The sequence below is a fragment of the Mucilaginibacter xinganensis genome (genome assembly GCF_002257585.1).
In the GTDB taxonomy this organism is placed as follows: Bacteria; Bacteroidota; Bacteroidia; order Sphingobacteriales; family Sphingobacteriaceae; genus Mucilaginibacter; species Mucilaginibacter xinganensis.
Map to the genome: position 1 here is coordinate 4,567,231 of NZ_CP022743.1, position 17,725 is coordinate 4,584,955.

The window sequence follows — 17,725 nt, forward strand, 5'->3', positions numbered from 1 at the left end:
AGTATCGTTATTATTTTGAGTACAACTCGACGATCAGGTTTTCCTTGATATTTTCAGGGATCTCATCGCGGTTTGGATAGTTAAGGAATTTACCAGTTAAATTGGCAGCATCCCATTCAAGCCAGCTGTATTTGTTAATTCTGCGGCCAGCCACTGAATTTGTAATTGCCTCTAATGTTTTTGATTTCTCACGAACCGCAATTACATCACCTGCTCTTAACGCATAAGACGCAATGTTTACAACTTCGCCATTAACAGTAATATGCTTGTGACCAACTAACTGGCGTGCACCTGAACGGCTTGGAGAAATACCTAAACGGTAAACAGCATTGTCTAAACGGGCTTCTAAAAATTTCAACAAGTTTTCGCCTGTGATACCTTCTTTAGCAGAAGCGCGGTGAAACAGGTTTTCGAACTGACGCTCTAATACACCGTAAGTGTATTTAACTTTTTGTTTCTCCATCAACTGGGTTGAGTACTCCGATTGCTTTCCTCTTCTTTTGGAAGCACCGTGCATCCCAGGGGGATAATTTTTTCTTTCCAGCGCTTTATCCGGACCGAAGATCGGTTCACGGAAACGGCGCGCAATTTTGGATTTTGGTCCTGTATATCTAGCCATTTTTTGTGGTTTTTAAAGTATCAGGCAGCCCGCAGCCGCCGAATCTTAGCTTTAAAAAAATTGTTAATTAAACTCTTCTCCTTTTTGAAGGACGACAACCGTTATGCGGTAGCGGTGTGATATCTTTTATAGTAGTTACTTCAATACCTGCAGTTTGCAAAGTACGGATAGCTGATTCACGACCAGCGCCCGGGCCTTTTACAAACACTTCAACCTTGCGTAAGCCTAAATCATAAGCCACTTTACCGCAATCGCTGGCAGCTTGTCCTGCAGCATATGGAGTATTTTTTTTTGATCCTTTGAAACCCATTTTACCTGCAGACGACCATGAAATAGCCTGGCCTGTTTTGTTGGTAAGGGTGATAATGATGTTGTTAAAAGTAGCATTGATGTGTGCCTCGCCAACCGGTTCAACAATTACAATGCGCTTTTTGGTTACTTTTTTGCTCTTAGCCATTTTTTTGATTATTGAGCTTACGAATTACTGGATCATCTAATGACCCGGACCCGTACAGCCGTTCTTTATAATTCTATATTCCTAAAGGTTAGCAAGCGTCAAATAATTTCAGCCTTCTAACCTTTAATCACTTACTATTTAGTAGCTTTCTTTTTGTTAGCAACTGTTTTACGTTTTCCTTTACGGGTACGTGAGTTGTTCTTAGTACGCTGACCACGCAAAGGCAAACCTTTACGGTGACGGGTACCACGGTAGCAACCTATATCCATTAAACGCTTAATATTAAGCTGAACTTCTGAACGCAGGGAGCCTTCAACTTTTATCTGATCATTAATTATACCACGGATGGTAGCTAATTGCTCATCATTCCAGTCTTGGACTTTCGTATTGAAATCAATACCTGCTTCAGTCAAAATTCTTTGAGCTGTTGAGCGGCCGATCCCGAATATATACGTAAGTCCGATCTCTCCTCTTTTATTTTTTGGTAAATCAATACCTGATATCCTTGCCATATTTTTTATTTATTGATTTTTAGCCCTGGCGTTGTTTAAACTTCGGATTCTTTTTGTTAATCACATAAAGTTTCCCGTTACGGCGGATGATTTTGCAATCAACACTGCGTTTTTTAATGGATGCTCTAACTTTCATCTCTTCGTTATTTATATCTATAGGTTATTCTGCCCTTTGTTAAATCGTATGGACTCATCTCCAGTTTAACCCTGTCGCCAGGTAAAATTTTGATGTAGTGCATTCGCATTTTTCCGGAAATATGCGCAATAATCTCATGACCATTTTCGAGTTCAACCCTGAACATTGCATTTGATAATGCTTCCCGAATTGTTCCGTCCTGTTCAATCGATGATTGTTTAGCCATATTTTACTGATTATTACTTAATTATCCGCCCTAAAACCGGGATGCAAAATTAATAAAAATATTTTAATTATTATTTTTTTCTTTTAAAACATTATCTACGTAAGAAAATGTTGAAAGTATATCGGGTTGCCCCTTCCTGATAGCTACTGTATGCTCATAATGAGCAGACGGTTTGCCATCAATGGTTGATACCGTCCATCCATCGTCCCAAAACTTAACCCGGGCCTTGCCTGCGTTAATCATAGGTTCGATAGCAATCACCATTCCTTCTTCCAGCTTCGTTCCTGAGCCGCGCTTACCATAATTAGGTACCTCGGGCTTCTCATGCAGCTCTAAACCCACACCATGACCCACCAGTTCCTTCACTACACCGTAGCCATGCTTCTCGGCATGTTCCTGTACAGCATGCCCTATATCTCCCACACGCAGTCCTGCAACCGCTTTCTCTACGCCAAGGTCAAGGCATTCTCTGGTAACCCGCATTAACTGCTTTGCCGTTTCGCTAACCTCGCCAATGGCAAAAGTAAATGCAGAATCGCCAAAGTACTTATTCAGGATCACCCCGCAGTCAACCGATACTACATCGCCCTCAACCAGCACATGCTGACCGGGGAAACCATGTACTACCTGGTCATTCATTGAAATACACAATGAATAAGGGAACCCGTGATAGTTTAAAAATGCAGGGACCCCTCCGTTATCACGGATGAACGCCTCTGCAAGTTTATCTAATTCAATGGTTTTAATACCGGGGCGTATTACTTTCGCAATCTCCCCAAGTGTTTTGGAAACAAGTAAAGAACTTTCTCTTATCAGCTCTATCTCTTCGACAGACTTATAATGAATCTTTGACATGTTAATTTATATAACCGGCTCGCTTGTTCCGCTTGCCGATGGGATAGCTGTACGCCCTTTAACTCTTCCGCTCTTCATCAACCCGTCGTAATGACGCATCAGTAAATGACTTTCTATTTGCTGTAAAGTATCCAATACAACCTGTACAAGAATGATCAGTGATGTACCTCCAAAGAACCGGGCAAATGAACTGCTGATGTGTATCATACTGGCAAGTGCCGGTATAACAGCTACAATAGCCAAGGCAAAAGCACCTGGAAGCGTAATTCTTGAAATTACCGCATCTAAAAACGCACCGGTTGCACGTCCTGGTTTAATACCCGGAACAAAGCCACCGTTCTTTTTCATATCCTCAGCCATTTGGTTAGGATTAACCGTAATAGCAGTATAGAAGAAAGTGAACAGGATGATCAATATGGCGAACAATACGTTATGCCACACAGATGTATAATCGGATAATGACATTAATATGCCGTTTGATGCCGCATTAGGGAAAAACTGTGCAACTGTTGACGGTATAAACATTAAAGCCTGCGCAAATATGATCGGCATTACTCCGGCCGCAGTTACTTTTAAGGGGATATACTGACGAACGCCGCCATATTGTTTGTTACCAACAATACGTTTTGCGTATTGAACAGCTACTTTCCTGGTTCCCTGTACAATAAGTACAGTAAACATTACCACACCTATAAGGGCTATAATTTCAACAATAAAAGTTACCAAACCACCCGCGCCCACCGTACGTGACTGGAATTCCGTGAGGAATGCACCTGGAAGAGCTGAGATAATACCAACCATTATGATCAATGAGATACCGTTTCCGATACCTTTGTCAGTAATTTTTTCACCAAGCCACATCACAAACATAGTACCTGCAGTTAACACAAACATATTCAAAATAGTGAAATATGGGTTTACCAACAGCATTTGCTCAGGTGAGATCTGCGACTTTAAGTAACCGATAGCCTGCAATGCAGTAATACCGATTGTAAGGTAACGGGTCCACTGGTTGATTTTGTTTCTTCCACTTTCGCCTTCTTTCTGAAGTTTGGCAAAATACGGAACAGCAATACCTAATAATTGCACCACTATGGAAGCCGAAATATAAGGCATTACCCCTAACGCAAAAATTGAGGCCCGTGAAAACGATCCTCCGGCAAACATATTGAGTAAACCTGTTATGCCTTCATTGCCTTGCTGGTGGCTAAGCAAATTAGCGTTAACACCCGGAAGAACTACGTATGAGCCTACACGATATATAAAAAGAAATAAGAGTGTGTTCAAAATACGCACTCTTAAATCATCGATTTTCCAAATATTGGATAATGTGGTGAAAAATTTCTTCATTGAAAATTATAGCTTAACTATTGTACCACCTGCTGCTTCAATAGCTTTTTGCGCTGTAGCAGTAAATGCATGTGCTTTAACTTCTAACTTGGCTTTCAGTTCGCCACGACCTAAAATTTTAACAAGGTCATTACGGGATGCCAAACCATGTTCTTTAAGTGTATCAAAATCAACTGATGATAATGTAAATTTCTCAGTCAATGCTTGTAACACGTCAAGGTTAACGCCAACGTACTCAACGCGGTTTGGATTTTTAAATCCAACCTTAGGAACACGACGCTGTAAAGGCATCTGGCCACCTTCAAAACCAACTTTAGTGCTGGTACCCGAACGAGATCCGGCACCTTTATGGCCACGGGTTGATGTTCCGCCACGGCCTGAACCAGTACCACGGCCAATTCTTTTCCTATTTTTAGTAGAACCTTCTGCAGGTTTAAGATTGCTTAAATTCATGATATTAAATATTTTCTACCGCTACAAGGTGATTAACTTTTTTAACCATACCGATGATAGCTGCAGTAGCTTCAACTTCTACACTGTGGTTGATCTTTCTTAAGCCCAGGGCCTCAACCGTACGTTTTTGGCGCTCACTTCTATCGATCACGCTTTTAATCTGAGTTATTTTGATTTTTGCCATGACTGATTATCCGTTAAATACTTTACCTAAACTAACGCCGCGTTGTTGTGCTACAGTATAAGCATCACGCAATTGTGATAATGCTGATACAGTTGCCTTAACCACGTTGTGCGGGTTTGATGAACCTTTTGATTTTGCCAATACGTTGTGGATACCGGCTGACTCTAATACGGCACGCATTGCACCACCTGCAATTACACCGGTACCGTTTGCTGCTGGTTTGATGAAAACAAAACCACCTGAAAACTTACCAATTTGCTCGTGAGGTATAGTGCTGTTGATAATAGGAACCTTTACAAGGTTCTTTTTTGCATCATCAATACCTTTTGCAATCGCTTCAGTAACCTCTTTAGCTTTACCTAACCCGTAACCTACAACACCATTCTCATCGCCCACTACCACAATGGCACTGAAGCTGAAAGTACGGCCGCCTTTGGTTACTTTGGCCACACGCTGTATGCTTACCAAGCGGTCTTTTAATTCGATCTCGCTTGTTTTTACTCTTTTTATGTTGATTGTTGACATTTCTCTTTTCGATTAAAAGTTTAAACCACCCTCACGTGCACCTTCGGCCAGTGATTTAACACGACCATGGTACAAATAACCGTTCCTGTCGAAAACCACATCTTTTATACCTGCTGCAATAGCTTTTGAAGCAACCAGTTTGCCTACGGCTACTGACTGATCAATCTTAGTGCCTTCTGCTGCAGTAAAATCTTTTGATAATGATGAGGCCGACACTAATGTCTTGCCGCTTACATCGTCAATGATCTGCGCATAGATACCTTTATTGCTACGGTAAACTGATAAACGCGGGCGTGCTGAAGAACCTGAAAGGCGCTTCCTTATCCCCATCTTAATTCTGTCTCTTCTTGATAATTTTGCTCTAGCTGCCATGACGATTATTTTTTAGATGCTGATTTACCTGCTTTTCTTCTCAATACTTCGCCAACAAACTTGATACCTTTACCTTTGTAAGGCTCTGGAGCACGTAACGAGCGTATTTTTGCCGCTACCTGGCCAATAAGTTGTTTATCAATTGACTCTAAAATGATGGTAGGGTTTTTACCCTTCTCAGCAGTTGTTGAAACTGTAATTTCTTTTGGTAATTCAAAAACATAGTGGTGAGAATATCCCAAAACTAAGTCTAAAGTGTTACCTGTATTGGTTGCACGATAACCCACACCTACTAATTCCTGCTGGATTTTGTAACCGGTGGTTACGCCTACAACCATGTTGTTGATCAATGCACGATACAAACCGTGTAATGCTTTATGGCGTTTTTGATCAGAAGGGCGTTTTACAACCAGATTTCCTTCTTCCTGTTCAACAGTGATATCACTGTCAACAGCCTGATGCAACTCACCTTTAGGGCCTTTGACAGTAACAACATTATCTGCTGATACGCTAATAGTTACTCCCTGTGGTAGTGCTATAGGTGATTTTCCTACTCTTGACATTGCTTAATTTCCTCCTATTAATATACGTAGCATAAAACCTCACCGCCAACATTCTGTGTACGGGCTTCTTTATCGGTCATTACACCTTTTGAAGTCGACAGGATGGCGATACCTAAACCATTTAATACTCTTGGCATATTGTCCATGCCTGCGTATTTCCTCAAACCTGGTTTACTGATGCGTGAAATGCTGCGGATAGCAGAAATTTTAGTTATCGGATGGTACTTCAAAGCCACCTTGATGATGCCCTGGGGTCCGTTATCTTCAAACTTAAAATTAGCAATGTAACCTTTGTCGAAAAGCACCTTAGTGATTTCCTTTTTCAGATTTGATGCAGGAATTTCAACAACCCGGTGGTTGGCTTTAATAGCATTCCTTACTCTTGTAAGATAATCTGCGATTGGATCTGTATTCATTTTATTGTGTTATGATAGTGGTTTCCTTCCGGTAACATCCCGGGCGACCTTCTATCGGTTAATTCATTATAGTTAATCAGAAGTTAGAGACCAGCGGTTAGTTATTCTTTCTAACCACTGGTCTCTAATCTCCAATCGCTGTTTACCAGCTTGCTTTTTTAATTCCGGGGATCTTACCGGCCAGGGCCATATCACGGAATGTAACACGTGAAATACCAAACTGACGCATATATCCGCGAGGACGGCCTGTTAATTTGCAACGGTTGTGCAATTTAACCGGTGATGATGCTTTTGGTAATGCATCTAAAGCTGCGTAATCGCCGGCTTCTTTAAGGGCCGCTCTTTTTTCAGCGTATTTAGCTACTAATTTAGCACGTTTAACTTCGCGTGCTTTTACACCTTCTTTAGCCATTGCTATTTTGATTTTTAAATGGTAATCCAAATTGTTTCAACAACTCCAATGCTTCAACATCATTTGTTGCCGAGGTTACAAAGGTAATATCCATACCCTGTATTTTATTGATTTTATCAATATTGATTTCAGGGAATATAATTTGCTCTGATACACCTAAAGTATAGTTTCCGCGTCCGTCAAAACCTTTATCGTTAATACCTTTGAAATCACGGATACGTGGTAAAGCAACTGCAATTAAGCGATCAAGAAACTCATACATTGTATTATCACGTAAGGTAACACGTACGCCGATAGGCATGTTTTTACGTAACTTAAAGTTTGAAATATCTTTCTTGGATTTTGAAGAAACAGCCTGCTGACCGGTAATAGTGGTCAATTCAGTAATTGTACTTTCAATAAGTTTTTTATCAGTAGTAGCACCACCAACACCCTGGTTAATGGCAATTTTTTCAAGCTTAGGAACCTGCATTACGCTTTTATACTGAAATTTTTCTTTCAGTGCAGTACGAATTTCGTCCTTATACTTCGTTTTTAATCTTGGTACGTATTCCATTACTTAATTTCCTCTCCTGATATTTTTGCAAACCTTACTAATTTACCGGCATCATTCTTTTTACGGCCTACGCGGGTTGGTTTTCCTGATTTAGGATCAACCAGCATCAGGTTTGAAATAGCTATAGCAGCTTCCTGCTTAACAATTCCGCCGTTTGGTTTTGCTGCGTTAGGTTTAGTATGTTTTGATACCATATTGGCACCTTCAACAATAGCTCTGCCTTTTTCTAATATTACTTCTAATATCTTACCTTCTGATCCTTTTGAATCGCCGGCTATAACCTTCACCAGATCACCTTTTTTGATCTTAAGTTTGGTTGGTTGTGTGTGTTGTTTCTTTTCCATTGTTACAATACCTCCGGTGCTAATGATACAATTTTCATAAATTGTTTTTCACGTAACTCCCTTGCTACCGGGCCAAAAATACGTGTACCTCTTGGCTCATCCTGGTTGTTTAACAAAACCGCAGCATTGTCATCAAAACGGATGTAAGAACCATCCTTACGACGGATCTCTTTTTTAGTTCTAACCACAACGGCTTTTGAAACGGTACCTTTTTTAACGTTGCCTGATGGCAAAGCGCTTTTTACGGTAACTACTATCTTATCGCCGATTGATGCATACCTTTTACCGGTACCACCTAACACACGGATCACTAAAACTTCTTTAGCACCGCTGTTATCAGCTACATTTAATCTTGATTCCTGTTGTACCATCTTATTTAGCCCTTTCTAAAATTTGAACTAATCTCCAGTTTTTATTTTTGCTCAGCGGGCGGGTTTCCATAATCAATACGGTATCGCCTACACCACAAGTATTAGCTTCATCATGAGCCATGAATTTGGTAGTTTTCTTAACGAACTTACCGTAGATCGGGTGTTTCACTTTACGTTCCACAGCTACAACAATAGATTTTTCCATCTTACTGCTAACTACCATGCCGGTACGTGTTTTTCTTAAATTTCTTTCCATTTTTCTCGACGCTTAAAAAATTATTCAGAAGCTGACGCCGCTTTGCGCTTTGTTAATTCAGTATTTAAACGGGCGATGTCCTTACGTACTTTTGTAATACGGGTAGGGTTTTCAATAGCAGAAACCGCATGTGCAAATTTCAGTTTGGTGAGTGTTCCTCTTTCCTCGCTGACCCTGGCAACCAATTCTTCAGTTGACAACTCCAAAATTTCTGAGTTCTTCATTTTATTTTATTTGTGTGTTGTAATATTGGAAAGTTACAATGTTCAAATGTTTCCATTATGGCGGCTGTAATCAACATTACAACCTTTCAACATTACAACCTTTCAACTCTTTTTATTTATGCTTCTACGTAATCTCTACGTACTATAAATCTTGTTTGCACAGGTAACTTTTGTGCTGCCAGGCGCAATGCCTCTTTAGCAACGTCCAAAGGTACGCCTTCTGCTTCAAAAATGATCCTACCGGGGCGTACTACCGCTACCCAATATTCCGGAGCACCTTTACCTTTACCCATACGTACCTCTGCTGGTTTTTTGGTTACAGGCTTGTCAGGAAATATCCTGATCCACACCTGGCCTTCACGTTTCATAAAACGTGTTACAGCAATACGTGCAGCTTCGATCTGGCGGCTGGTTATCCAGGCCGGCTCGAGTGATTTTATACCGAAAGATCCGAATGAAAGCTCAGCGCCACGACTGGCGTTACCTTTCATTTTGCCTTTTTGCATCTTTCTGAACTTCGTTCTTTTTGGCTGTAGCATTTTCTTAAGCTTTTATATCGTTACGATATATTTTTCTACTAATATTATTATCTCTTTCCTGGACCACCCGGGCGATTTCCACCTGGACGATTTGCACCGCCTGGACCACCCGGACGATTTCCCTGGCCACCCGGACGGCTTCCGCCAGCGCCTGGTCCGCCACGGCGATCACCGCCTGGTTTCCTGTCGCCTCTGCGTTCGCCACCGCGCTCTCCGCCTCTTTCATTGCCGCCACGACCGCCGAAGCCTGCCGCGCCGCCTTCAGGGCGTCCGCCTTTACCGCTGGCGCTGCTTGCGCCACCAATGTTTGGTGATAAGTCGCGTTTGCCGTAAACCTCGCCTTTGCAAATCCAAACCTTAACACCTATTTTTCCATAAGTAGTTAATGCTTCAGCTAATGCATAATCGATGTCTGCGCGGAAAGTATGTAGAGGAATTCTTCCTTCTTTATATTGTTCTGTACGTGCCATTTCAGCGCCGCCTAAACGACCAGATGTCATTACCTTAATTCCTTCTGCACCCATTCTCATGGTTGAAGCAATTGTGGTTTTCATGGCGCGACGGAATGAAATACGTGCTTCCAGTTGTTTTGCTATGCCTTCTGCAACTAATTGTGCATCAAGCTCGGGGCGTTTGATCTCGAAGATGTTGATCTGAACTTCCTTTTTAGTAAGTTTCTTTAACTCTTCTTTGATCTTGTCAACTTCCTGGCCACCTTTACCTATAACAATACCCGGACGGGCGGTGTGTATAGTTACAGTGATACGTTTCAATGTGCGCTCAATAACTACCTTTGATACACCACCTTTTGAGATACGTGCTGAAAGATATTTACGGATTTTTTCGTCTTCAACTAATTTGTCGGCATAATGATTGCCACCGAACCAATTAGAATCCCAACCTCTGATGATTCCTAATCTGTTACCTATTGGATGTGCTTTCTGTCCCATTTCAAATTAATTGTTGTCGTTTTTACTATCTACGATCAGGTGTACATGGTTTGAGCGTTTACGGATACGGTATCCTCTTCCTTGCGGAGCAGGGCGTAACCTTTTTAGCTGACGACCACCGCCTACTGAAACCTCTTTTACATATAAGTTACTGTCTTCAACACGCTTGCCTTCGTTTTTTGCTTCCCAGTTTTTGATGGCTGATAACAAAAGCTTTTCAACACGTATTGCTGCTTCCTTATTTAAGAACTTTAGGGTATATATCGCTTTCTCAACGTTCATACCGCGGATCAGATCAACCACCAAACGCATTTTACGTGGTGATGTAGGGCAGTTTTGCAGTTTGGCAACAGAAGAGCCGCCTTGCTGAGCTTTTTCCTGCTCCTTGCGTTGTCTGATCAATACAGACTTTTTGATTTTTGTTGTTGCTTCCATGCCTTATTTTTTCTTTTCTGCGTGACCACGGAATGTACGGGTTGGTGCAAACTCTCCCAGCTTGTGTCCAACCATGTTCTCTGTTACATACACAGGGATAAATTTATTACCGTTGTGTACTGCGAATGTATGACCAACGAAATCAGGAGAGATCATGGAGCGCCTTGACCATGTTTTTACAACTGATTTTTTGTTTGAATCATTCAGTACCATAACTTTCTTGTCTAAGTTATGATCGATGTAAGGTCCTTTTTTAATTGAACGAGCCATTATTTTTTCCTTCTTTCAATGATATAACGATCCGATGTTTTTTTCTTGTCACGAGTTTTGTAGCCTTTGGCTAATAAACCTTTGCGTGAACGTGGATGACCACCTGAGGCTCTTCCCTCACCACCACCCATAGGGTGATCTACCGGGTTCATGGCTACACCACGAACTCTTGGCCTGCGGCCTAACCAGCGTTTGCGGCCAGCCTTGCCTAATACTGCATTTGCTTTGTCGCCATTTGAAACTGTACCGATAGTAGCCAGGCAAGTTGCCAGGATCATACGGGTTTCGCCTGAAGGCAATTTGATAATAGCATATTTGCCATCACGTGCCGAAAGCTGTGCGTAAGTACCTGCACTACGTGCAATGGTACCGCCCTGGCCAGGGTTCAATTCAATATTGTGAATAATAGAACCCAATGGAATGGTTTTTAACGGTAACGTGTTACCAACCTCAGGAGGTGCTGTTTCGCCCGATAAAACGGTTTGTCCAACCGCTAAACCTGCAGGGGCTATCATATATCTTTTTTCTCCGTCAGCAAAATGTAACAGTGCTATACGTGCCGAACGGTTAGGATCGTACTCAATAGTTGCAACCTTTGCAGGGATATCAAATTTATTACGTTTGAAATCAATTAACCTGTAAGCTTGTTTGTGGCCACCACCCATGTAGCGCATGGTCATCTTACCGCTGTTGTTACGTCCGCCTGATCTTGTGTTAGACGAAACCACCAACGACTTTTCAGGAACGTTTGTTGTGATATCCGACGTATCAGTATCTATGCGGAAGCGGGTACCCGGCGTAACCGGTTTAAATCTTTTAACTGCCATCTCTTTATTTATATACCGCTATAAAAATCAATTACTTCTCCGTCTTTCAACGTAATAACCGCTTTTTTGTAAGTTGCAGCGCGGCCGCTAACGGCGCCTGCCTTAGTATTGCGGGTCTTCAGTTTTCCAACGTATTTCATAGTGTTTACAGCTTTCACGGTAACACCATACATAGCCTCAACGGCTCCTTTGATCTGAATTTTGTTAGCTCTGTGATCAACTTTGAAAGCATAACGATTAAGCTTCTCTGTTAATTGAGCTACTTTTTCAGTAAGTAAGGGTTTCTTTAAAATTTCCATAATTACTTAGCTAATGCTTCCTCCAAAGTTTTAAGAGCACCTGTGGTTAATATCAGCTTGCCTGCATTTAACACATCATAAGTGTTTAACTGGTTTGCTGTGATAACCTTAGTTCTTTTCAGGTTTCTGCTTGATAAATAAACATTGTTATTTGCAGCGCCTAATACTAAAAGTGTCTTTACGTCACTAACATTAAGATCTGCGGTAAGCTGTATATAGCTTTTTGTTTTGATTGACTCAAAAGAAAAATCTTCTACAACTACTATGTTGCTGTCTTTTGCCTTGTATGATAAAGCAGAGTTGCGTGCCAATGATTTAAGCTTTTTATTTAATTTGAAGCTATAATCGCGGGGCTGCGGACCGAATACACGGCCACCACCGTTAAACAATGGTGATTTCACACTACCTGCACGGGCACCACCGGTACCTTTTTGCTTATATAATTTGCGGGTTGAACCTGCAATTTCGTTACGCTGTTTTGACTTGTGTGTACCCTGACGCTGATTAGCTAAATACTGCTTAACATCAAGATAAATTGCGTGATCGTTTGGTTCAATACCGAATACGGATTCAGGAAGTTGCACCTTGGCACCTGTTTCTTTACCTGATACATTTACTACGTTAACTTCCATCTTATTTATCCACTATTACGAATGAACCCTTAGCTCCTGGGATGGAACCTTTAACAACCAACAGATTCTGCTCTGCGAAAACTTTCACAACTTGCAAGTTCTGAATCTTTACACGCTCATTTCCCATCTGACCCGCCATACGCATACCTTTAAATACGCGTGAAGGCCATGATGAAGCTCCCAATGAACCCGGTGCACGTAAACGATTGTGCTGACCGTGAGTTTGCATACCCACACCACCAAAACCGTGACGCTTTACCACACCCTGGAAACCTTTACCTTTTGAAGTACCAACCACATCCACAAAATCACCGATCTCGAAAATCTCAACGGTAACAGTGTCACCTAATGATTTTTCTTCCGGGAAAGTTTTGAATTCAACCAGTTTACGTTTTGGTGTAGTACCGGCTTTTTGGAAGTGGCCTTTTAAAGGACCTGTAGTGTGTTTTTCTTTTTTCTCGCCATATGCAAGCTGTATAGCCGCATATCCGTCTGTTTCAACAGATCTGATCTGTGTTACCACGCAAGGGCCAGCTTCGATTACTGTGCAGGGAATGTTTTTTCCTGCTTCATCGAAAATGCTGGTCATTCCTACTTTTTTACCAATAATTCCTGACATTTTCTTTTTTAGTTTGTGTCCATCGAAGCAGTAGGGCTTCGTTCAAGACATATTATTCCCCGTTAAGGGACGGCAAAGATAGAAATTTTAGATTAATTGTCAAATAGTTAGCAAGTTATTTTTTTATAAATATTTTGCGCAGGGTTTTTTAGTGAAAATAGTTGATTGCGTGAGGGGTTCACAGGTTAGTAATTAAACCCTGTAACCATTGATATGGTTTATTTTCCCGAAACCTGTTGTTTAAGTATGCTGATAAGATCTCCGTCCCTTAGTTTTATTAAACTAAGTATAATTAAAAAAATTACCGCCCCTGCTCCGAACGAGCCGAAGATCCAGGCAAGTTTATTGCCGTTTCTATTTGAATAAACATCATACACCGGTTTCAGAACAACCGGAAAACCATCAACAACATCACCTTTTAGCTTTATTGCATCAAGGTAATTCTGTGAATCGTTATTGTATGGGATTCTGTCGAGATAAATAAAACGATCAAAACGCATATTCCGGAAATCAGTTTCGCTCTGCGTTGCAAACGCCCTGTAGATTTGATCCTTTTCCTGAACCGTTAATCGGTTACTGATCGTTTTTGTGTACTTAACAGCAAGCCAGGCCGCAGGTGCAATTTTAGGCGGCGGGGATTCTGATTTGATTTTGAAACCTCTGGTTAATACCAGCAGTGCACCGAATTTGCCGGCATCACCATATTGAGGCATTACCAATGATGGATTCAAATAACGCATTCTACGGATTGAATCGGCCGGAAGCCTTTTTAAAACCTGCATGTTACTTAATTTTCCGTTGATGATAACCAGCCCTTTTGCATTCAGGTTATTCCGCATAACTGTTATCATGTTAGTATCGGGAAACAGGTGGTCAAAAACAGGGATGGGAGCGTAAATGGCCATATTGAAGTCGCTGTTTGATTTACCGCTTACACGAAAAACAGGCCGCAAATGCACCAGACCCTTGGCTACGTAAAAACGCTTTACTGTATAATACTTTGTGGGTTTATTATAATCAATCTGGCTCATATAATCCAGTCTGGTTAACTTTCCTGTTGCGGTAACCATATACTCCTGGGATATCACTAAAGGAATAGCAATCGCAATCCAGCATACCATTAAGATCCCTGTAGCCGGATCCCTGTTTCCTTTATTATTCAGTTTTAGCAATTTAACCCTTGCCCTTAACAAAAATAAAAGCGGGAGCCATGGTATCACCATAGGTATTATCAAATTGACTACCGCTTCATCAACTTTAATTAAATTAAGTTTAACAATAATGAGCCAGTCAAAAAAAGTATAGATAGTTATAGTGCTTACGCTAATTATCAAAAAAGGCAGGAAAATGTATCTGAGCTTAACGTAAGATTGATCCATTAAAGGAATTCAGCAAGGCGGTTAATTTGTTCAAATATATCAAGATTAACAAAAACGCACTCTAGTTTCACTGCATTTTGAAAATTTACTAAGTTTCTCTATATTCAACCATCACTTAACTGACCGTAAAAATGAAAACCCCTATCAAAATTTTTATCGCTGTAATACTAACAACAGCGTTTTTTAGCTGTAAAAACACACCTGCAAAAAGTAGCCGGCTCGGCAATGCAACCCGCGAAGACAAAAATGGCTGGATCTATGTGCACCTGGCAGGCTCCCCTGCTGATATTGGTTACCAGCATGGTTATTTAGTGGCTAATGAAATTGACACTTTAATTAAAGTGATGCAATATTACCTTCCCAGCAGCAGCGGAAAGGACTGGGATTTTTACCGTGCAGCTTCGAAACGTTTTTTATGGAAAAAGATAGATAAGGAATACCAGGATGAAATAAAAGGAATTGCCGAAGGCCTGCAGGCAAAGGGCATGAAATATGACACGTTGGATATTACGGCCTTAAACGCAAACATTGAGCTGGCCCAATATTACGTTGCCGGCCTTGATAATAAAGTTAAACCCGGCAGCGGCGATAACAAAGCACCCGGTAACTGCAGCGCGTTTATTGCCACAGGCAGCTTCACAAAAGACCATAAAATTGTTATTGGCCATAATAACTGGACCGATTATATTGTTGGCGAGCGCTGGAATGTAATTGCCGATATCAAACCTGAAAAAGGAAATCATATCCTGATGGACATCGCCCCTGGTTTTATCCATAGTGGAGATGACTTTGTGGTAACCAATAGTGGCATCCTGATCACTGAAACAACCATAACCGGCTTTAAAGGTTTTGACACTACCCGTACGCCTGAATTTGTACGCGCACGTAAAGCCGCTCAATATGCCAAAAGTATTGATGATGTAATTAAAATAATGACTACGGACAACAACGGTGGCTATGCAAATGATTGGTTAATTGGCGATACCAAAACCAACGAAGTGGCTAAACTGGAACTTGGCCTTAAAAACTACAAGGTATGGCGATCAAAAGACACCGCTATTATAGGATCTAATTTTCCGAGTGACCCAAAACTTATAAAAGAAGAAACTACGTTTGATGTGAACAACCATGAAAACTCGCCAAATGCGCGCAGGTTACGCATGGAGAAACTGGTTGCTGTTGATTACAAAGGCAAACTGGATGAAGCTACAGGCAAAACTATTGAAGGTGACACTTATGATGCAGTACATGGCAAAAAAGCCAATAACCGCTGCGTAATTGACGGCCATGTAGATGAAGACCCCGTTGGCGTGCCTGAATGGAGCGAAGGTCCGTTTTACCCCATGGGCGCTGTACAGGGAAAAGTTAGCAGCACTGCTTTAGCTAAAAAGATGTCGCTTTGGGCCCACATGGGCCATCCCGGCGGTGCTGATTTTTTGGCTGCTCCTTTCTTTAAAAAGCACCCGGAATATTTTAAAACACAGGGTAAATATTTAAGAGATATGAAATCGTACCCGTGGACCTTATTTGCAGTCAGCAACTAATTCGTTATTAATTTAGTATTGATTCCGCCGATCGTTCATCACGTCGGCGGAATCGTTATTTAACAATACTATTCCATCATTAGTCTTCTTATCAACTCAGCGCTCTGCTTGTTACCTTCTTCCAGCCTGCCATCAAAAAATGCCTGCACATCATTAAAGTGTTTTTTGTAACCCTGCATATCACCGTAACCTATAATTGACGACCATTCCCGTACCGCTGAATGAAACTCTAAATCATCCCCGCGGATGGTCTTATCGTACAAAGCCGTAACAATTGATTCTTCCAGCAACTCTTCATTCTTAAACAGGTATTCGGCTATGCCCAGGCGCAGCCTAAACGGCGGGGTTTGACAAATCAGGTTATCATAAGGGTTTACGCCCAAATGATACCACGCATCAACCATGCTTAATATACTCAGGTGCGAATTAGGCTTTTGCTGCTCGGGCTTTTGCGAAAGGGAAAACTCTTTCATCACCGTATCATTTAGCATGATAGGCTTGCGGCTTTCATGGAAGACAAAGTCACGGGCACGATAAAGCCTTTCCCTGAACGCCTGCTCTTCCTCCTTTATCATCAGCTTAAACAATTCCGACTCAGATACAGCATACCGCTTTACCTGCTGCCTGGCATAAGGGTTAAGTATGGCCAATCCTGCGTAAACGTGTGCTTTATAGCTAAAGATCCGCAGCGTGGTCAGGATTTTCACGTTATCGATGCCTCCTATATACGAAGCATTTTCCCAGGGGAAAAACCCTGCCTCTTTCCAGGCTGTCCCCATACTTTCGAAGCCTACATGGGTTACGGCCTGCGTGTCGGCAACAATTTTATCATGTTCGTGGTAGTCATTCATCTCCACGATATCCGATCCTATGGCAGTAAACAGGTCAAGCATGCGCTGGTAGGCCTCTCCATCTGCCCTGTGGCGGATCAGGATCAACTTTTGCCCCCGGGGCTTAAACCCCGGCCCATGCATGCCGTGAAAGGTTATTATTTGTGCATCAGCAGGCAGGTATTTTTCAAATGTTGTTATTTCAGGTGTTTTAACTGATGTCTGCCCGGCTACAATAGCACCATACTTGGTCGATGAGCCACATTCCGCAACAACCTGCAGCATCTTATCTGCTTCAACAGAATAGATGATAAGGTCTGAAATCCGGGATACATCCATGCCGCTTTCCATAATTTTAATATGGTATGGTGAAAGCTCTTCCTCCAGCCGGTCGCGGTTATCGGGCAGGTCGCAACCACAAACCTGGTAGCCTGCATCAGCAAAAGCTTTTGCGTACAAACGCCCCATATCCCCCAAGCCAATGATGCCTATATTCATACTGCTAATATAGGTATGAGTAGCAAAATTCCGTACTAAACCTTACATTCGCCTTTATAAAAGAGGCTTTTT

At 41.7% G+C, this 17,725-nt stretch carries 30 protein-coding genes; 1 reads left to right on the forward strand and 29 read right to left on the reverse strand.

The features are described from left to right. Positions 1 to 10 precede the first annotated feature (10 nt). The 28 genes from rpsD to MuYL_RS20100 form a co-directional block, all read right to left on the reverse strand. Positions 11 to 619: a 30S ribosomal protein S4 gene (gene rpsD, locus MuYL_RS19965; protein WP_094572239.1), complete on the reverse strand. Its 609-nt coding sequence runs from the start codon at positions 617 to 619 to the stop codon at positions 11 to 13. Between the two features lie 67 nt (positions 620 to 686). Continuing rightward, on the reverse strand, positions 687 to 1,076 hold the full coding sequence (gene rpsK, locus MuYL_RS19970) for a 30S ribosomal protein S11 (RefSeq protein ID WP_094572240.1): 390 nt from the start codon (positions 1,074 to 1,076) through the stop codon (positions 687 to 689). A 134-nt stretch (positions 1,077 to 1,210) separates the two neighbouring features. Further along, on the reverse strand, positions 1,211 to 1,588 hold the full coding sequence (rpsM, locus tag MuYL_RS19975) for a 30S ribosomal protein S13 (RefSeq protein WP_094572241.1): 378 nt from the start codon (positions 1,586 to 1,588) through the stop codon (positions 1,211 to 1,213). 19 nt (positions 1,589 to 1,607) lie between these two features. Then, positions 1,608 to 1,724, reverse strand: coding sequence for a 50S ribosomal protein L36 (rpmJ, locus tag MuYL_RS19980; protein ID WP_082855993.1), 117 nt, complete (start codon positions 1,722 to 1,724; stop codon positions 1,608 to 1,610). Between the two features lie 7 nt (positions 1,725 to 1,731). Next, positions 1,732 to 1,950 carry a translation initiation factor IF-1 gene (gene infA, locus MuYL_RS19985; protein WP_022833270.1) on the reverse strand — a complete coding sequence of 73 codons (219 nt, stop codon included), beginning with the start codon at positions 1,948 to 1,950 and terminating at the stop codon, positions 1,732 to 1,734. 63 nt (positions 1,951 to 2,013) lie between these two features. After that, a complete protein-coding gene (gene map, locus MuYL_RS19990) occupies positions 2,014 to 2,805 on the reverse strand; it encodes a type I methionyl aminopeptidase (protein WP_094572242.1) in 792 nt (263 codons plus the stop codon). A 6-nt stretch (positions 2,806 to 2,811) separates the two neighbouring features. Continuing rightward, entirely contained in the window at positions 2,812 to 4,155 is a 1,344-nt protein-coding gene (gene secY, locus MuYL_RS19995) for a preprotein translocase subunit SecY (protein WP_094572243.1), read from the reverse strand. Between the two features lie 6 nt (positions 4,156 to 4,161). After that, positions 4,162 to 4,608: a 50S ribosomal protein L15 gene (gene rplO, locus MuYL_RS20000; protein ID WP_073405777.1), complete on the reverse strand. Its 447-nt coding sequence runs from the start codon at positions 4,606 to 4,608 to the stop codon at positions 4,162 to 4,164. A gap of 4 nt (positions 4,609 to 4,612) precedes the next feature. Further along, positions 4,613 to 4,792 carry a 50S ribosomal protein L30 gene (rpmD, locus tag MuYL_RS20005; protein ID WP_073405778.1) on the reverse strand — a complete coding sequence of 60 codons (180 nt, stop codon included), beginning with the start codon at positions 4,790 to 4,792 and terminating at the stop codon, positions 4,613 to 4,615. A gap of 6 nt (positions 4,793 to 4,798) precedes the next feature. Next, entirely contained in the window at positions 4,799 to 5,317 is a 519-nt protein-coding gene (rpsE, locus tag MuYL_RS20010; RefSeq protein ID WP_094572244.1) for a 30S ribosomal protein S5, read from the reverse strand. Positions 5,318 to 5,329: 12 nt separating this feature from the next. Next, on the reverse strand, positions 5,330 to 5,689 hold the full coding sequence (gene rplR, locus MuYL_RS20015; RefSeq protein ID WP_094572245.1) for a 50S ribosomal protein L18: 360 nt from the start codon (positions 5,687 to 5,689) through the stop codon (positions 5,330 to 5,332). A gap of 5 nt (positions 5,690 to 5,694) precedes the next feature. Then, positions 5,695 to 6,252, reverse strand: coding sequence for a 50S ribosomal protein L6 (rplF, locus tag MuYL_RS20020; RefSeq protein ID WP_094572246.1), 558 nt, complete (start codon positions 6,250 to 6,252; stop codon positions 5,695 to 5,697). 17 nt (positions 6,253 to 6,269) lie between these two features. After that, positions 6,270 to 6,668 carry a 30S ribosomal protein S8 gene (gene rpsH, locus MuYL_RS20025; RefSeq protein ID WP_094572247.1) on the reverse strand — a complete coding sequence of 133 codons (399 nt, stop codon included), beginning with the start codon at positions 6,666 to 6,668 and terminating at the stop codon, positions 6,270 to 6,272. 142 nt (positions 6,669 to 6,810) lie between these two features. Next, the gene (gene rpsN, locus MuYL_RS20030; protein ID WP_094572248.1) at positions 6,811 to 7,080 is read right to left on the reverse strand and encodes a 30S ribosomal protein S14; all 270 of its coding nucleotides are present in this window, start codon (positions 7,078 to 7,080) and stop codon (positions 6,811 to 6,813) included. Further along, positions 7,073 to 7,636, reverse strand: a complete 564-nt coding sequence (gene rplE / locus MuYL_RS20035) for a 50S ribosomal protein L5 (RefSeq protein ID WP_094572249.1) — start codon at positions 7,634 to 7,636, stop codon at positions 7,073 to 7,075. The genes rpsN and rplE overlap by 8 nt, the downstream gene beginning before the upstream one ends. Then, a complete protein-coding gene (gene rplX / locus MuYL_RS20040) occupies positions 7,636 to 7,980 on the reverse strand; it encodes a 50S ribosomal protein L24 (protein WP_094572250.1) in 345 nt (114 codons plus the stop codon). The genes rplE and rplX overlap by 1 nt, the downstream gene beginning before the upstream one ends. A gap of 2 nt (positions 7,981 to 7,982) precedes the next feature. Then, on the reverse strand, positions 7,983 to 8,351 hold the full coding sequence (gene rplN / locus MuYL_RS20045) for a 50S ribosomal protein L14 (RefSeq protein ID WP_073405786.1): 369 nt from the start codon (positions 8,349 to 8,351) through the stop codon (positions 7,983 to 7,985). Between the two features lies 1 nt (position 8,352). Beyond that, a complete protein-coding gene (gene rpsQ / locus MuYL_RS20050; RefSeq protein ID WP_094572251.1) occupies positions 8,353 to 8,607 on the reverse strand; it encodes a 30S ribosomal protein S17 in 255 nt (84 codons plus the stop codon). 20 nt (positions 8,608 to 8,627) lie between these two features. Next, positions 8,628 to 8,831, reverse strand: coding sequence for a 50S ribosomal protein L29 (gene rpmC / locus MuYL_RS20055; RefSeq protein ID WP_094572252.1), 204 nt, complete (start codon positions 8,829 to 8,831; stop codon positions 8,628 to 8,630). A gap of 116 nt (positions 8,832 to 8,947) precedes the next feature. After that, positions 8,948 to 9,370, reverse strand: a complete 423-nt coding sequence (gene rplP / locus MuYL_RS20060) for a 50S ribosomal protein L16 (protein WP_073405789.1) — start codon at positions 9,368 to 9,370, stop codon at positions 8,948 to 8,950. A gap of 47 nt (positions 9,371 to 9,417) precedes the next feature. Next, positions 9,418 to 10,320, reverse strand: coding sequence for a 30S ribosomal protein S3 (rpsC, locus tag MuYL_RS20065; protein ID WP_094572253.1), 903 nt, complete (start codon positions 10,318 to 10,320; stop codon positions 9,418 to 9,420). Positions 10,321 to 10,326: 6 nt separating this feature from the next. Further along, a complete protein-coding gene (gene rplV, locus MuYL_RS20070; protein ID WP_094572254.1) occupies positions 10,327 to 10,755 on the reverse strand; it encodes a 50S ribosomal protein L22 in 429 nt (142 codons plus the stop codon). A gap of 3 nt (positions 10,756 to 10,758) precedes the next feature. Beyond that, positions 10,759 to 11,025 (reverse strand): 30S ribosomal protein S19, encoded by a 267-nt coding sequence (gene rpsS, locus MuYL_RS20075; protein WP_094572255.1) that lies wholly within the window; start codon positions 11,023 to 11,025, stop codon positions 10,759 to 10,761. Then, a complete protein-coding gene (rplB, locus tag MuYL_RS20080; protein ID WP_094572256.1) occupies positions 11,025 to 11,852 on the reverse strand; it encodes a 50S ribosomal protein L2 in 828 nt (275 codons plus the stop codon). Before rplB ends, rpsS begins: the two co-directional genes overlap by 1 nt. A gap of 8 nt (positions 11,853 to 11,860) precedes the next feature. Beyond that, positions 11,861 to 12,151 carry a 50S ribosomal protein L23 gene (gene rplW / locus MuYL_RS20085; protein ID WP_094572257.1) on the reverse strand — a complete coding sequence of 97 codons (291 nt, stop codon included), beginning with the start codon at positions 12,149 to 12,151 and terminating at the stop codon, positions 11,861 to 11,863. A 2-nt stretch (positions 12,152 to 12,153) separates the two neighbouring features. Then, complete coding sequence (gene rplD, locus MuYL_RS20090; RefSeq protein WP_094572258.1) at positions 12,154 to 12,783, reverse strand: 50S ribosomal protein L4; 630 nt, start codon at positions 12,781 to 12,783, stop codon at positions 12,154 to 12,156. Position 12,784: 1 nt separating this feature from the next. Further along, a complete protein-coding gene (gene rplC, locus MuYL_RS20095) occupies positions 12,785 to 13,402 on the reverse strand; it encodes a 50S ribosomal protein L3 (RefSeq protein WP_094572259.1) in 618 nt (205 codons plus the stop codon). A 218-nt stretch (positions 13,403 to 13,620) separates the two neighbouring features. Beyond that, positions 13,621 to 14,781: a hypothetical protein gene (locus MuYL_RS20100; protein WP_094572260.1), complete on the reverse strand. Its 1,161-nt coding sequence runs from the start codon at positions 14,779 to 14,781 to the stop codon at positions 13,621 to 13,623. Positions 14,782 to 14,912: 131 nt separating this feature from the next. Here MuYL_RS20100 and MuYL_RS20105 point away from each other — a divergent pair, with 131 nt between their 5' ends. After that, a complete protein-coding gene (locus MuYL_RS20105) occupies positions 14,913 to 16,325 on the forward strand; it encodes a C45 family autoproteolytic acyltransferase/hydolase (RefSeq protein WP_094572261.1) in 1,413 nt (470 codons plus the stop codon). Positions 16,326 to 16,393: 68 nt separating this feature from the next. On the opposite strand, the gene MuYL_RS20110 is transcribed toward MuYL_RS20105, so the two are convergent. Further along, positions 16,394 to 17,653: a prephenate dehydrogenase gene (locus MuYL_RS20110; RefSeq protein WP_094572262.1), complete on the reverse strand. Its 1,260-nt coding sequence runs from the start codon at positions 17,651 to 17,653 to the stop codon at positions 16,394 to 16,396. Positions 17,654 to 17,725 lie beyond the last annotated feature (72 nt).

Excerpts from the sequence above, each read along its gene's own strand:
- rpsD (WP_094572239.1), bottom strand. The coding sequence starts at position 619 with ATGGCTAGATATACAGGACCAAAATCCAAAATTGCGCGCCGTTTCCGT.
- rpsK (WP_094572240.1), bottom strand. The coding sequence starts at position 1,076 with ATGGCTAAGAGCAAAAAAGTAACCAAAAAGCGCATTGTAATTGTTGAA.
- rpsM (WP_094572241.1), bottom strand. The coding sequence starts at position 1,588 with ATGGCAAGGATATCAGGTATTGATTTACCAAAAAATAAAAGAGGAGAG.
- rpmJ (WP_082855993.1), bottom strand. The coding sequence starts at position 1,724 with ATGAAAGTTAGAGCATCCATTAAAAAACGCAGTGTTGATTGCAAAATC.
- infA (WP_022833270.1), bottom strand. The coding sequence starts at position 1,950 with ATGGCTAAACAATCATCGATTGAACAGGACGGAACAATTCGGGAAGCA.
- map (WP_094572242.1), bottom strand. The coding sequence starts at position 2,805 with ATGTCAAAGATTCATTATAAGTCTGTCGAAGAGATAGAGCTGATAAGA.
- secY (WP_094572243.1), bottom strand. The coding sequence starts at position 4,155 with ATGAAGAAATTTTTCACCACATTATCCAATATTTGGAAAATCGATGAT.
- rplO (WP_073405777.1), bottom strand. The coding sequence starts at position 4,608 with ATGAATTTAAGCAATCTTAAACCTGCAGAAGGTTCTACTAAAAATAGG.
- rpmD (WP_073405778.1), bottom strand. The coding sequence starts at position 4,792 with ATGGCAAAAATCAAAATAACTCAGATTAAAAGCGTGATCGATAGAAGT.
- rpsE (WP_094572244.1), bottom strand. The coding sequence starts at position 5,317 with ATGTCAACAATCAACATAAAAAGAGTAAAAACAAGCGAGATCGAATTA.
- rplR (WP_094572245.1), bottom strand. The coding sequence starts at position 5,689 with ATGGCAGCTAGAGCAAAATTATCAAGAAGAGACAGAATTAAGATGGGG.
- rplF (WP_094572246.1), bottom strand. The coding sequence starts at position 6,252 with ATGTCAAGAGTAGGAAAATCACCTATAGCACTACCACAGGGAGTAACT.
- rpsH (WP_094572247.1), bottom strand. The coding sequence starts at position 6,668 with ATGAATACAGATCCAATCGCAGATTATCTTACAAGAGTAAGGAATGCT.
- rpsN (WP_094572248.1), bottom strand. The coding sequence starts at position 7,080 with ATGGCTAAAGAAGGTGTAAAAGCACGCGAAGTTAAACGTGCTAAATTA.
- rplE (WP_094572249.1), bottom strand. The coding sequence starts at position 7,636 with ATGGAATACGTACCAAGATTAAAAACGAAGTATAAGGACGAAATTCGT.
- rplX (WP_094572250.1), bottom strand. The coding sequence starts at position 7,980 with ATGGAAAAGAAACAACACACACAACCAACCAAACTTAAGATCAAAAAA.
- rplN (WP_073405786.1), bottom strand. The coding sequence starts at position 8,351 with ATGGTACAACAGGAATCAAGATTAAATGTAGCTGATAACAGCGGTGCT.
- rpsQ (WP_094572251.1), bottom strand. The coding sequence starts at position 8,607 with ATGGAAAGAAATTTAAGAAAAACACGTACCGGCATGGTAGTTAGCAGT.
- rpmC (WP_094572252.1), bottom strand. The coding sequence starts at position 8,831 with ATGAAGAACTCAGAAATTTTGGAGTTGTCAACTGAAGAATTGGTTGCC.
- rplP (WP_073405789.1), bottom strand. The coding sequence starts at position 9,370 with ATGCTACAGCCAAAAAGAACGAAGTTCAGAAAGATGCAAAAAGGCAAA.
- rpsC (WP_094572253.1), bottom strand. The coding sequence starts at position 10,320 with ATGGGACAGAAAGCACATCCAATAGGTAACAGATTAGGAATCATCAGA.
- rplV (WP_094572254.1), bottom strand. The coding sequence starts at position 10,755 with ATGGAAGCAACAACAAAAATCAAAAAGTCTGTATTGATCAGACAACGC.
- rpsS (WP_094572255.1), bottom strand. The coding sequence starts at position 11,025 with ATGGCTCGTTCAATTAAAAAAGGACCTTACATCGATCATAACTTAGAC.
- rplB (WP_094572256.1), bottom strand. The coding sequence starts at position 11,852 with ATGGCAGTTAAAAGATTTAAACCGGTTACGCCGGGTACCCGCTTCCGC.
- rplW (WP_094572257.1), bottom strand. The coding sequence starts at position 12,151 with ATGGAAATTTTAAAGAAACCCTTACTTACTGAAAAAGTAGCTCAATTA.
- rplD (WP_094572258.1), bottom strand. The coding sequence starts at position 12,783 with ATGGAAGTTAACGTAGTAAATGTATCAGGTAAAGAAACAGGTGCCAAG.
- rplC (WP_094572259.1), bottom strand. The coding sequence starts at position 13,402 with ATGTCAGGAATTATTGGTAAAAAAGTAGGAATGACCAGCATTTTCGAT.
- MuYL_RS20100 (WP_094572260.1), bottom strand. The coding sequence starts at position 14,781 with ATGGATCAATCTTACGTTAAGCTCAGATACATTTTCCTGCCTTTTTTG.
- MuYL_RS20105 (WP_094572261.1), top strand. The coding sequence starts at position 14,913 with ATGAAAACCCCTATCAAAATTTTTATCGCTGTAATACTAACAACAGCG.
- MuYL_RS20110 (WP_094572262.1), bottom strand. The coding sequence starts at position 17,653 with ATGAATATAGGCATCATTGGCTTGGGGGATATGGGGCGTTTGTACGCA.